The 12,612-nt window shown below is 72.1% G+C and carries 9 protein-coding genes, 1 tRNA gene and 1 pseudogene; all 11 read left to right on the top strand.

Annotated features, from left to right (window positions below; translation table 11 throughout):
• Positions 1-148: 148 nt before the first annotated feature.
• A pseudogene (locus ACPZVR_RS19580) lies at positions 149-334 on the top strand (CHC2 zinc finger domain-containing protein); the annotation flags it as partial.
• Between the two features lie 417 nt (positions 335-751).
• Positions 752-2,977 (top strand): DNA primase, encoded by a 2,226-nt coding sequence (dnaG, locus tag ACPZVR_RS19585; protein WP_436701389.1) that lies wholly within the window; start codon positions 752-754, stop codon positions 2,975-2,977.
• A gap of 10 nt (positions 2,978-2,987) precedes the next feature.
• Positions 2,988-3,488, top strand: coding sequence for a hypothetical protein (locus ACPZVR_RS19590; RefSeq protein WP_436701356.1), 501 nt, complete (start codon positions 2,988-2,990; stop codon positions 3,486-3,488).
• Positions 3,489-3,578: 90 nt separating this feature from the next.
• A tRNA-Asn gene (locus ACPZVR_RS19595) sits at positions 3,579-3,651 on the top strand.
• Between the two features lie 278 nt (positions 3,652-3,929).
• Positions 3,930-5,444: an ABC transporter substrate-binding protein gene (locus ACPZVR_RS19600; protein WP_436701357.1), complete on the top strand. Its 1,515-nt coding sequence runs from the start codon at positions 3,930-3,932 to the stop codon at positions 5,442-5,444.
• Positions 5,445-5,457: 13 nt separating this feature from the next.
• Positions 5,458-6,381, top strand: a complete 924-nt coding sequence (locus ACPZVR_RS19605; RefSeq protein WP_436701358.1) for an ABC transporter permease — start codon at positions 5,458-5,460, stop codon at positions 6,379-6,381.
• Entirely contained in the window at positions 6,381-8,348 is a 1,968-nt protein-coding gene (locus ACPZVR_RS19610; RefSeq protein WP_436701359.1) for a dipeptide/oligopeptide/nickel ABC transporter permease/ATP-binding protein, read from the top strand. Before ACPZVR_RS19605 ends, ACPZVR_RS19610 begins: the two co-directional genes overlap by 1 nt.
• Positions 8,345-9,370, top strand: a complete 1,026-nt coding sequence (locus ACPZVR_RS19615; protein WP_436701360.1) for an ABC transporter ATP-binding protein — start codon at positions 8,345-8,347, stop codon at positions 9,368-9,370. Before ACPZVR_RS19610 ends, ACPZVR_RS19615 begins: the two co-directional genes overlap by 4 nt.
• Positions 9,367-10,401 (top strand): Gfo/Idh/MocA family protein, encoded by a 1,035-nt coding sequence (locus ACPZVR_RS19620; protein WP_436701361.1) that lies wholly within the window; start codon positions 9,367-9,369, stop codon positions 10,399-10,401. The genes ACPZVR_RS19615 and ACPZVR_RS19620 overlap by 4 nt, the downstream gene beginning before the upstream one ends.
• Positions 10,398-11,846, top strand: a complete 1,449-nt coding sequence (locus tag ACPZVR_RS19625) for an aldehyde dehydrogenase family protein (RefSeq protein WP_436701362.1) — start codon at positions 10,398-10,400, stop codon at positions 11,844-11,846. Before ACPZVR_RS19620 ends, ACPZVR_RS19625 begins: the two co-directional genes overlap by 4 nt.
• Positions 11,843-12,604 carry a creatininase family protein gene (locus tag ACPZVR_RS19630; protein WP_436701363.1) on the top strand — a complete coding sequence of 254 codons (762 nt, stop codon included), beginning with the start codon at positions 11,843-11,845 and terminating at the stop codon, positions 12,602-12,604. Before ACPZVR_RS19625 ends, ACPZVR_RS19630 begins: the two co-directional genes overlap by 4 nt.
• Positions 12,605-12,612: the final 8 nt, after the last annotated feature.

Consider the following 12,612-nt stretch of genomic DNA (forward strand, 5'->3'; position numbering starts at 1 on the left):
AGGTCACGGGTGTCACCTGCGGAGTCTCCCTGCGGGGCCCGCCTCCCAGCACGCTCCACGGCTGTCTCCCGCTCCGCCTCGACTGCCGCCTCGACTGCCGCCTCCACTGCCTGCGTTCGGGTCGCACCCCGTCAGTAGGATCACGAGCATGGCCGGACGGATTCGTGACGAGGACATCGCCGCGGTCCGCGAGCGGGCCAAGATCGACGAGGTCGTGTCGTCCTATGTCACCCTCCGCAACGCCGGCGGTGGCTCGATGAAGGGCCTGTGTCCCTTCCACGACGAGAAGTCCCCGTCCTTCCATGTGACCCCGAGTCGGGGGTTCTTCCACTGCCTGGCCGGGGAGACCCGCGTGCTGACCTGGGACGGGCCCCGCGAGATCCGCGAGCTGGCGGGCGGCACGCACCGGATCCTCGGTGCGAGCGGCGACTGGATCGAGGCGCCCTTCAAGTCCTACGGCGTCCAGCGGCTGCACCGGATCACCGTCACGCGCAACCACCAGCGCAAGGAGCTGTACGCCACCGACGGGCACCGCTGGTTCATCCGGTCCGGCAAGACCCAGAGGAACGCGCGCGAGGTCCTCACGACCGCGCTGAAGTCCGGTGACCGGCTGGTCGCGAAATTCCCCCGGTCTCGGATCCGGCGGAGCACGCCGTCGCCGTTCGGCATCGCGCACGGCTTCACCTACGGCGACGGCACCCTCGACGGCACCGGGGCGATGGCGCTGATCTGCCCGCCCAAGGACGAGGCGATGCTCAAGTGGTTCCCCCACAGCCACACCACCGCTCGCGGCGACGGCAACCTCCTCGTCCACCACCTGCCGAGGTTCTTCAAGGACCGACCGTCGCTGGACGAGTCGGTGCCCTATCTCTACGGCTGGCTGGCGGGCTACTTCGCCGCCGACGGGTGTGTCGCCGCCGACGGCACGGTGATCATGAACTCCGCCGATCGCGACGATCTCGAGTTCGTCCGCACGGTCTGCACCCGTCTCGGCATCGCGACCTACGGCATCACCGGGCAGACCCGGCTCGGACTCGGCAAAGAGCCGACCGAACTGTTCCGGATCCACCTCGTCAACGAGGATCTCGAGCCCGACTTCTTCCTCCTCGAGCCGCATCGCCGTCGGTTCGAGGAGAACACCAAGGCCTTCGCCCGCCGCGGCTGGGTCGTCGAGAGCGTCGAGGAGACCGACCGGGTCGAGGAGGTGTTCTGCGCGGAGGTCGAGGATGGTCACGCGTTCACGCTGGAGGACAACATCCTCACCGGCAACTGCTTCGGCTGCCAGGAGGGCGGGGACGTCTTCACGTTCCTGATGAAGATCGACGGGCTCAGCTTCGGCGAGGCCGTCGAGCGGATGGCCGACAAGTATGGCATCCACCTGCGTCGCGACGAGACCGGCCACGACGACCGGCCGAAGGGGCCCCAACGGCGGCGTCTGGTCGAGGCGCACGCCGCGGCCCAGGAGTTCTACGCCGAGCAGCTCGGCACCCCCGACGCGCTGGCGGCGCGGCAGTTCCTGGCCGAGCGCGGGTTCGACCAGCAGGCCGCCCTCAGGTTCGGCATCGGCTTCGCCCCCCGCGACGGTGAGGCGCTGTGGCGCCACCTGAGCGGCCGGAAGTTCACCTCCGAGGAGCTGATCGCCGCGGGCCTGGTGGCGATGGGGCGTTCCCTCTACGACAAGTTCCGCGGGCGTCTGCTGTGGCCGATCCGGGAGACCAACGGCGACACGATCGGCTTCGGGGCCCGGCGGATCTTCGACGACGACCGGATCACCGCCAAGTACCTCAACACCCAGGAGACGCCGATCTACAAGAAGAGCCAGGTGCTCTACGGCATCGACCTGGCCCGCAAGCCGATCGCGCTCAAGTCGCAGGCCGTCATCGTCGAGGGCTACACCGACGTGATGGCCTGCCATCTCGCCGGCGTCGAGACGGCCGTCGCCACCTGCGGCACCGCGTTCGGCGACGACCACGCCCGCGTCCTGCGCCGCTTCCTCGACGACCACGCCGAGCTGCGCAGCGAGGTCGTGTTCACCTTCGACGGCGACGAGGCCGGTCAGAAGGCCGCGCTGCGGACCTTCGAGGGCGACCAGCGGTTCGTGTCGCAGACCTACGTCGCGGTGGCGCCGGAGGGCCTCGACCCCTGCGAGCTGCGGATCCAGCAGGGCGACGACGCCGTCCGCGAGCTGATCGCCAGCCGCCGGCCGCTCTACCGCTTCGTGCTCGAGAATGTCATCGGCCGCTACGACCTCGACCGGGCCGACAGCCGGGTCGACGCGCTCCGGGCCGGCGCCCGGCTCGTCGCCAGCGTCCGCGACAGGTCCAAGGTCGACGCCTTCGCCCGCGAGCTCGCTGGCATGGTGGGCGCCGACATCGACCAGGCCCGCGCCGAGGTGCGCCGCGCCGCCGCCCGCGGCAGCGCTCCCGCGGGCCGGCCCGAGCGCAACGGCGCGGCGCAGGAGCCGGCGGTCGAGCCGGCGCCGCGCTCCGCCGTACCCGACCTGCGGGATCCGCGCTTCGGCATCGAGCGCGAGACCCTCAAGCTGGTCCTGCAGGCGCCGCTGGCGATCGGGCGGACCACCGCCGACATCGGCAGCAACGACTTCACCCACCCGACCTACCGCGCGGTCTGGGACCTCGTCGCGGCGGCCGGCGGCACCGTGGCCGGCCAGAACGACCCCGGCTGGGTGGCCCGGCTGCGCGACGCGGCGACCGATCCGGCGGTGTCGTCGTTGGTCAGTGCGTTGGCCGTCGAGCCGATCCCGGTCAACCGCGACATCGACGCCGGCTACGTCGCCCATCACGTCCACCGGCTCCAGGAGCTGACCGCACTGCGCCGCATCGACGAGGTCCGCTCCCGGCTGCAGCGCACCAACCCGCTCGACAACCCGGCCGACTACAACAAGATGTTCGGCGAGCTCGCGGCCCTCGAGCAGCATCGACGCACTCTGCGCGAGAAGATCGTGGGCGCTCCGTGAGGCCGCGCCGATGAGGTGGGCCCGGCTGCCGGCGCGCCGGCCGTCGCTCCCCGTCGGGCCGGGGGAGCGGTTGCTCGCGTGGGCCGAGGTGCGGCGACCGGACGCCGGGCCGGCGCTCGTCGGCGGGACCCGCGACGCGCTCTACCTGCCCGACCGGCTGCCCTGGGAGCAGGTCGCGAGTGCGGAGTGGGACCAGGACGAGGCGACCCTGCGCGTCGTCCAGGTCGCCCGTTTCGGCGAGTCGACACCCGTCCACCTGCTCCGGCTCGCCGATCCCGGCCGCCTCCTGCAGCTGGTGCGCGAGCGGGTCACCGCGAGCATCGCCGTCCAACGCCACGTCGCGGTGTCCGGGCGCCGCTCGGTGCGCATCCTGGCGCGCCGCGCGCCCGGCACCCGCGGTGACCTCTCCTGGTTCGTCGAGTACGACGACGGGCTGGACCCGGCCGATCCGCGGGTCGACGCCGTGGTCCAGGAGGCCCTTGCCGCCGCCCGGGCCGACGTCGAGGTCTGAGACCCACAGCCCCGGAGGCACCTCGATTTCTGGGGGCAGCCACCGCCTTGCTAGGGTTTCCCCGCTCCACCTCGCGGTGGAGCCGAGCATTCCCCCGTAGCTCAACTGGCAGAGCATTCGACTGTTAATCGAAGGGTTACTGGTTCGAGTCCAGTCGGGGGAGCCGAAGAGGGCCCCTGACCCGCGCTGACGCGGGTCAGGGGCCCTTCTGCATCTCCGGGGTCGCCCGCGCCGCCCCCGGCGCGCCGCTGTCCCGTCTTCGTCGCGCCGAAGCCACACCCGGTCCGGCCCGGTCCGCGTCCGGCACGGCGCGCCGGCGTCGCGCGGTCCCGTGCTCGCGAACTGCCCATTGACTTCTGTGGTGGCCCCACTCTACGTTTTGTGAAACGACCATTCCATCTAGTAGAACACGGTGGTTATCCGATGCGCTCGAGGATCACGATGGGAGCAGGGCTCCTCGCCCTGACTCTGTTCGCAGCCTGCTCGCCGACCGGCGGCTCCACGGACGAGGCCGGCGGCCGCGCGGACGGCGAGGTCAGGTTCCTGATCGCCGAGAACTTCTGGGCCGACTGGACGCCCTACGCCAGCACGGCGCAGAGCCAGCACCGCCTGAACCGCCAGATCTACGACACCCTGATGGACTTCCCGAGCGGCCGGCTGGACGCCCCGGAGCCGATGCTGGCGACGTCCTGGGAGCAGGTCGACGAGCGCACCTGGGAGTTCGAGCTCCGCGAGGGCGTGACCTTCCACGACGGCCAGGAGTTCGGGCCCGACGACGTGAAGGCGTCCTTCGAATGGGCCTCCGGCGCGACCGGTGAGGAGTCGATCCTCGTCGACCGGTGGGTCCCCACCCAGGTCGAGGTGGTGGACGAGAACACCGTCCGGCTGGTCACCGAGACGCCGCTCGCGTCGATCTTCGACGCGATCCGGCAGACCCCGATCATCGCGGCGGAGGACGTCGAGGCCGGCGCCGACGCGATGGCCTCCGAGCCGAACGGGACGGGCCCCTTCAAGCTGGAGAAGGAGACGCCGACCAAGAAGACGATGGTCGCCAACCAGGACTACTGGCGCGACCCGGCGACGATCGACACCCTCGTGTGGGAGTACGTCGGTGACGCCCAGACGAGGGTGAACGCGCTCAAGGCCGGTCAGGCCGACGTGATCGACCGCGTCCCGGCCGAGCACCACGAGAGCCTCGCGTCGACCGACGGCATCGCCGTGGAGTCGATGACCGCCGCGGAGCAGGTGAACCTGTGGTCGATCCCCGGCCGCGTGGCCGCGTGGGACGAGAACCCCGACCTGCGGCGGGCGGTGATGCTGGCGATCGACCGGGCGTCGCTGACCGAGAACCTCGTGCAGGGCGAGAGCAAGCCGGCGATGAGCCACATGCCGAGCGAGACCCTGTACTACGTCGAGAACCAGCCGAGCTACGAGCAGGACGTCGAGGAGGCCACCCGCCTGGTCAAGGAGTCCGGCGCCGAGGGCCTCGAGTTCGAGATCTGGGCCGCCCCGGGCTTCCTGCCCGCGGCGGACAAGGTCGGCCAGGCGATCGTGTCCATGCTCGAGAAGGTCGGTCTGAAGCCCAAGCTGGTGACCGCCGATGTCGCGGGGCTCGTGGACGACTCCACCAAGAAGAACGGGACCGGCCTGCTCTACCACATCAGCTGGGCGAGCGGCGGCGAGCCGGCCTCCGCCGTCGGCATCTACACCAGCGCCAACCGCTGGCACCTGACCGACCCGACCGTCGACGACCTGGTCGCCGAGGGCAAGGCGACGGTCGACCCGGCGCAGCGCGAGGCCGTCTACGCCCAGCTCCAGGCACGCCTGTGGGAGACGCTGCCGTCGCTGCCGCTCTACTACAGCGACTTCACGGTCGCCCGATCCGAGCGGGTCGAGGGGCTGCAGGTCCTGCCCAACTACGACACCTACTTCTACCCGGCCACCCTCGGCGAGTAGTAGGCGCCCGTCCATGCTGTCACTGATCCTGCGCCGCGTGGCACAGATGGTCGCGGTCGCCCTGGCAGTCGTAGCGCTCGTGTTCTTCCTGCTGCGACTGGCGGGCGACCCCGCCCGGCTGCTGAACTCCGCCGACGCATCGGAGGCGACCATCGCGGCGACCCGCGAGCGGCTCGGCCTCGACGATCCCGTGATCGTCCAGTTCTTCCGCTTCCTCGGCGAGGTGCTCCGCGGCGATCTGGGCAGCTCCTACCTCGGCGGGTACGACGTGAGCTCGATCGTCTTCGGCGCACTGCCCAACACGATCATGCTGGCCATCGCCATCATCGTGTGCTCGACGCTCCTGTCGCTGGTGCTCGGGATCTCCTCGGCCCTGGCTGCCGGTTCGTGGTGGGACCGATGCGTCCAGGTGTACGTCGCGCTCGCGCAGGCGACGCCGAACTTCTGGCTGGCGGTGATCCTGGTGCTGATCTTCGCGGTCAACCTGGGCTGGCTCCCCGCGGTCGACTTCACCGGCCCGGTCAGCTTCGTCCTCCCGGTGACCACCATGACGGTGGTGCTCACCCCGATCCTGATCCGGACCGTGCGGCAGTCCTTCCTGGAGACGCTGGATCAGGACTACGTCCGGGCGGCACGGGCCCGTGGGATCGCACCGCGCCGGATCATCGGGATCCACGTGCTCAAGGTGGCCTCCCTGCCCCTGGTGACGCTGATCGGCATGCAGCTCGGCGTGGTGCTGGCCGGCTCCTACGTGATCGAGGTGATCTTCAACTGGCCGGGCATCGGCAAGCTGGCGGTCGACTCCCTCAACTCCCGTGACTTCCCGATGGTGCAAGGAGCGGTGCTGGTCGCCGCGGTCACCTTCGTCCTGGTCAACTCGCTGGTCGACCTGACCTACAGCGTGCTCGACCCGCGCGTCCGAGCGGAGAACACCTGATGAGCGCCCTGATCGAACAGGCCGAGGGAGCGGCGGCGCCCGCCGCTCCCGGCGTACGCCGGCGCCGCCTCCCGCGGGGACTGCGCCTGGTGGGCTGGGTCGGGATCGTGGCCCTGCTCCTGGTGGCCGCCCTCGCCCCGTGGTTGGCGCCCCACGACCCGCATGCCCAGGACATCGCCCACACGCTGCGGCCGCCGGTGTGGGACGGCGGCAGCTGGTCGCACCCCTTCGGCACCGACTCCCTCGGTCGGGACGTGCTGTCCCGGATGCTGCTGGGAGCCCGCTCCTCGGTGGTGATCAGCGTCTTCGCGATGCTCCTCGGGGCGAGCCTCGGGGTCCTGACCGGGATGGCGGCCGGCTTCCTGGGCCGGGTGGTGGACACGGTGCTCATGCGCCTCGGCGACGTCCAGCTGGCGCTGCCGTTCATCCTCGTCGCCATCGTGGTGCTCGGGATGATGACCGATCGGCGGCCGATCCACCTGATCCTGGTCCTGGGCCTGCCCGCGTGGATCGTCTACGCCCGGGTGGTGCGCAGCCGGGTCCTCGCGGAGCGCTCGCAGGACTACGTGCTGGCCGCGCGGACCCTGGGCGCCAGTCGGCTGCGGCAGATGACGACGTACGTGTGGCCGCAGGTCCGGTCGGTCGTCCCGCCGATCGCGCTGGTGGACCTGAGCCACCTGATCATCATGGAGTCGACGCTGAGCTTCCTCGGCTTCGGCCTCACCGCGCCCGCGGTCTCCTGGGGCCAGATCCTCGCCGAGGGGCGTCAGAACATGGAGAGCTCGCCGTGGCTCCCCGTGCTGCCGGGCGTGGCCATCATGCTCGCCGTGCTCGCGATCAACCTGGCTGCCGAGCCGGGGGAGCGGCGCCGTCGCCGTGCCCGTCCGCGTCGTACGGTCTCCCGGGCCGCCGCTGTCGCACCCGAGGCGACCGCCGCGGACGATGGCACCGACGCCGACGTGGTCCTGTCCGTCCGCGACCTGCGCGTGGAGTTCCCCGGGCGCGACGGGCGGCCGGTGCAGGCCGTGCGCGGCGTCTCGTTCCAGGTCCGTCGCGGCCGCATCGTGGGCATCGTGGGGGAGAGCGGCTCGGGCAAGTCGGTCACCGCCTACGCCGTGATGGGACTGCTCTCCGGCGGCGGCGCCGTCACCAGCGGCACGGTGCGATTCGACGGGGTCGACCTGGTCGGCGCCTCCGAGGCCCGCCTGCGGCCGCTGCGTGGACGCCGGCTGGGGATGATCTTCCAGAACCCGTCCAGCTCGCTCAATCCGGTGCTGACCGTCGGCTACCAGCTCGTCGAGGCGCTCCGCAGCGCCCAGCAGGTGTCGAGGTCGGAGGCGGTCACGCGATCGGTCGAGGCGCTGCGTCGGGTGGGCTTCGGTCATCCGGAGGCGGTGATGGCGCAGTACCCGTTCCGCCTCAGCGGCGGGCAGAACCAGCGGGTGATGATCGCGATGACCATGCTGACGGCGCCGGACCTGCTCCTGGCCGACGAGCCGACCACGGCGCTGGACGTGACGACCCAGGCGCAGGTGCTCGACCAGATCGCCTCGATGCGCGACGACCTGGGCACCAGCGTCGTCCTCATCTCGCACGACCTGGGTCTGATGGCCGAGGTGGCCGACGAGATCGTCGTCATGTACGCCGGCGAGGTCTGCGAGGCCGGCCGGACCGAGGAGGTGCTGGCGAGTCCGGCCCATCCCTACACGCGTGCGCTGCTGGCCTCCGCTCCCGGGGCAGGTCGGCCCGAGGGCGGCGTGCTGGCCACGATCCCCGGCGACCTGCCGGACCCGGCGACGACGCGGCAGGGGTGCGCCTTCGCCGAACGGTGCCCCGAGGCCATGACGATCTGCCACAGCGTCGTCCCGGCGGCGGTGGAGCATGCGCCCGCATGGGCGGTGTCCTGCCATCTGCACACGCCGCAGAGCGAGAGCGCGCGGACGAAGGGGAAGGTGGGGCTGCGATGACGCCTCTGCTCGAGCTGCGGGGAGTGGACTCCCGCTACACCGTGCGCCGCGGCCTGCGCGCTCCGGTCACCGTGCACGCGGTCAATGGCGTCGACCTGACCATCCGGCCGGGTGAGACGGTCGGGCTGGTCGGCGAGAGCGGCTGCGGCAAGTCGACGCTCAGCCGCACCATCCTGCGGCTGAAGCAGCCCACCGCGGGGGACATCCTCTTCGACGGACGCCCGCTGCGGGAGATCGACGAGGCGGCCTACCGGCGCCAGGTCCAGATGGTGTTCCAGGATCCCTACGCCAGCCTGCCGCAGCACATGAAGGCCGGCCGGATCGTCGCCGAGCCGATGCTCATCCACCGCACGGTGAGCGACAAGGAGGCCGCCCTGCGCCGTGCGGCCGAGCTGATGCGCGACGTCGGCCTGCCCGCCGGCACCGAGGAGAAGTTCCCGGGGCAGCTGAGCGGTGGCCAGCGTCAGCGTGTCGGCATCGCCCGTGCGTTGGCGCTCGACCCGTCGTTGATCGTCGCCGACGAGGCGGTCTCGGCGCTCGACGTGTCGGTCCAGGCGCAGATCCTGAACCTGCTGGCCGAGCTCCAGCGGGAGCGGCGGCTCGCCCTGCTGTTCGTCTCCCACGACATCGACGTGGTGCGGTTCCTGTGCCAGCGGATCGCGGTGATGTACCTCGGTCGCATCGTCGAGGTCGGTCCGGCCGCGGCGGTGCACGACCATCCCCACCACCCCTACACCCGGGTGCTGATGGACGCCGTCCCCACCATCGCGCGACGTGGCCGACCGCGGATCGAGGTCCGCGGCGACCCGCCCGACCCCCTCGATCCGCCGACCGGCTGTGCCTTCCACCCGCGCTGTCCGTTCGCCCAGGACATCTGCCGCACGGAGCGGCCCGCCCTCACCGCCCGGCCGGGCGGTGGCATGGCCGCCTGCCACTTCGGTCCGGAGGAGCTCGCATCGATGGAGGCTCGACGCGACCCGGGCAGCGCCGCGGGAGACACCCTCGGACAGGTGACCCGATGACGCCGGTGACCGACCGGCCGGCTCCGGTCGGCGTGGCCGTCGTGGGCCTGGGGTTCATGGGAACGCGGTGGGTGCGGGCGCTGGCCGACCACGACGGTGCCCGGGTCGTGGCGGTCTGCGACGTCGACGACGAGCGTGCCAGGGCGGTGGCGGACACCTGCGGCGCCCGGTGGGCCACCGGGCTCGACGCCCTGGCCGACCCACGGGTCGACGCGGTCGTCGTCTGCACGCCCGACCATCTGCACCGCGACGCCGCGCTCGAGGCGGTGCGGCTCGGACTCCCGGTCGCGGTCGAGAAGCCCTTCGCGCACGACATCGCGACGGCCGAGGAGATCCGGGACGCCGCGGAAGCCGCCGGCGTACCGGTCCTGGCCGGGCACATCCTCCGGTTCGAGCCACGCTATGCGGCCGCCCGGGCGGCGGTCGCGGACGGACGGATCGGTCGTGTCCTGGCGATCCGCAGCGAGCGGATCGGACTGCTCGCCGACCAGCAGGTGCTGGGCGGCCGGGTCAGCGTCCCGCTCTACTACGGCACCCACGAGATGGACATCGCCCGCTGGTTCGCCGGGGACATCGCCGCGGTCGACGCGGTCAGCAGCGGTGGCGTGCTGCGCTCCCGGGGCTTCGACGTGGACGACCTGTACTCGGTGTGCCTGCGATTCGCCTCGGGCGCCCATGGGACCTCGATGCTGGGCTGGGTGCTGCCGGACGCGTCCCTGGGCGCCGGGCTGACCGGCTTCACGGTGATCGGGGAGCACGGCTACCTCACCATCGACCAGGGCGGCACCGGGCTGTCCGTCCAGGGGGCGACGGGGCCGGTGCCGGTGGACAGCTGGTACGCGCCCACGATGCACGGGCGGATGTCCGGGGCGATCGGCTACCAGGTCCGCCATCTCGTCGAGGTGGCGCGGGGCGAGGCCGAGCCCGTGTGCACCGCGGTCGACGGGACCGAGGCGGTCCGGGCCGCCCTCGCCATCGAGCGATCGGCACGGAGCGGAACCCGCATTCGACTGGAGGAGGCAGCACGGTGAGAGAGATCCTGCTGGCGATCGGCGGCAAGCGCCTGCCGGCCGCCGACGGCACGACCATGGACGTCCGCAGCCCCGCCACGGGGGAGCTGGTGGCGCGGATGGCGTGCGCGTCCCCGTCCGACGTGGACGCCGCGGTCGCGACCGCGGCGGAGGCGGGCGCGGCCCTGGCCGAGCTCGGGCCGCGGGGCCGGGCCGGGCTCGCCGCCCGGGTCGCCGACCTGCTCTGGGAGCAGCAGGAGTCCATCGCGCGGGACCTGGCCTCCGAGCAGGGCAAGCCGATCGGCGAGGCCAGGGGCGAGATCGCGGCGGCCGTGGAGATGTGGCGCGACGCCGCCGAGCTGGTCCGCCATCGCACCGAGGAGATCCTCCCGAGCGACGACCCGGCCCGCGCGATCGTCGTACGACGCCGGCCGCATGGCGTGCTCGCGGTGGTGACGCCGTGGAACTTCCCGGCGACGATCCCGACCGAGTACCTCTGCGCCGGGCTCGCGATGGGCAACGCCATCGTGTGGAAGCCCTCGGAGCTGACCCCGGTCACCGCCGACCGGATCCTGCGGTGCATCGAGGAGGCCGGGTTCCCGGCCGGAGCGGTCAACCTGGTGACCGGCACCGGCGGCTCGGTGGGGGCGGCGCTGGTCGGCCACCGCGGGGTCAACGCTGTCGGCTTCACCGGCAGCCCGGAGACCGGTGAGGCCATCTCCCGGTCGGCGGGCACCAAGCCCCTGCTGCTCGAGCTCGGTGGCAACAACGCGACGGTCGTCCTCCCGGAGACCGACATCTCCCGGGCGGCGGAGGCGCTCGCCGAGGCGGCCTTCGCCAATGCGGGCCAGATCTGCAGCTCCACCGAGCGGATCCTGGTGCACGCGTCGATCCACGACGACCTGCGTGACGCGCTGGCTCAGGCCGCGCGGAGCCGTCGGGTCGGACCGTCGCTCGACGAGACGACCCAGATGGGTCCCCTCAACAACGCGGCGGTGCTGGAGAAGGTCCAGCGGCATGTGCGTGAGGCACTGGACGGCGGCGCCGTGGCCGTGGCCGGGGGCCGGCGGCTGGACGGAGCCGCGACCGAGCTGTTCTACGAGCCGACCGTGCTCAGCGGCGTGCGCCCGGACCTCGAGGCCTTCACCGAGGAGACGTTCGGCCCGGTCGCGATGCTGGTGCCGTTCACCGATGACGCGCAGGCCGTGCGGATGGTCAACGACCACCGGCTCGGCCTGATCGCGGGGATCATCGGTGACGACCTGGACCGGGCGCTCGAGATCGGACGGCGGCTCGAGGTCGGCATGGTCAACGTCGACGCGGTGGCGACCGCCTGGCAGCCGCACACGCCGTTCGGCGGGTTCTCGGGCCGGCGCAGCGGCGTCGGCCGGCTCGGCGGCGCCTACACGCTGGACGCGCTCAGCCAGCTCCAGACGTTCGTGCTGCCGGCCAGGAGGCTGCCATGAGCGGGCACGTCCTGGGCGAGCTGACGACCGAGGACGTGGCGGCGGCGGACTTCCGGATCGCCATCCTCCCGGTCGGCGCGGTCGAGCAGCACGGGCCGCACCTCTCGGTGCTGACCGATGCGCGGATCGCCGAGCGGTTCGCGCAGCTGCTGGCCGAGAGGCTCGGCGGGACGGCTCTCCTGTGCCCCCTGCTCCCGTACGGCCTCTCCGAGCACCACGCGGCCTTCGCCGGGACGGTGACGCTGCGGCCGGCCACCTTCATCAGTCTCGTCGGCGACATCGTCGACTCGCTGGCCGCCCAGGGGTTCGACAAGGTCGTCGTGGTCAACGGGCACGGCGGGAACATCGAGGCCCTGTCGCTCGTGGCGCGCGATCAGCGCGTCCGCAACCGGGTCCGGGTCGGCTCGTTGATGTGGGCGAAGCTGGCGCACGACGTCTGTGCCGAGGGCACCGCGGGCGCCGCCTACGGACACGCCTGCGAGAACGAGACGTCCCTCGCGATGGTGCTGGCCCCCGAGCTGCTCCGACCGGACCGGGTGCGGGCCCCGGAGGGCGCCCGCATCGACGTACCGCACGCGATGCCGCCGCGCGCGCTCGTGGACACCGCCTACGCCTTCGACGAGCTCACCGTCGACGGCGTGTGGGGAGATCCGCGCGCGGCCGGCGTGGAGCGCGGCGAGCGGATCCTCAGCACGGCGCTGGCGCGCGCCGAGGAGTACTGCCGCGCGCTGGCGGAGGAGCCTCCGCCCGCCGGCTGACGACGCCG

Source organism: Nocardioides segetis (genome assembly GCF_051390595.1).
Lineage (GTDB): Bacteria > Actinomycetota > Actinomycetes > Propionibacteriales > Nocardioidaceae > Nocardioides.

Coding starts and splice junctions, on each gene's coding strand:
- ACPZVR_RS19590 (WP_436701356.1), top strand. CDS start 2,988: ATGAGGTGGGCCCGGCTGCCGGCGCGCCGGCCGTCGCTCCCCGTCGGG.
- ACPZVR_RS19630 (WP_436701363.1), top strand. CDS start 11,843: ATGAGCGGGCACGTCCTGGGCGAGCTGACGACCGAGGACGTGGCGGCG.
- ACPZVR_RS19600 (WP_436701357.1), top strand. CDS start 3,930: ATGGGAGCAGGGCTCCTCGCCCTGACTCTGTTCGCAGCCTGCTCGCCG.
- ACPZVR_RS19615 (WP_436701360.1), top strand. CDS start 8,345: ATGACGCCTCTGCTCGAGCTGCGGGGAGTGGACTCCCGCTACACCGTG.
- ACPZVR_RS19605 (WP_436701358.1), top strand. CDS start 5,458: ATGCTGTCACTGATCCTGCGCCGCGTGGCACAGATGGTCGCGGTCGCC.
- dnaG (WP_436701389.1), top strand. CDS start 752: ATGCTCAAGTGGTTCCCCCACAGCCACACCACCGCTCGCGGCGACGGC.
- ACPZVR_RS19610 (WP_436701359.1), top strand. CDS start 6,381: ATGAGCGCCCTGATCGAACAGGCCGAGGGAGCGGCGGCGCCCGCCGCT.
- ACPZVR_RS19620 (WP_436701361.1), top strand. CDS start 9,367: ATGACGCCGGTGACCGACCGGCCGGCTCCGGTCGGCGTGGCCGTCGTG.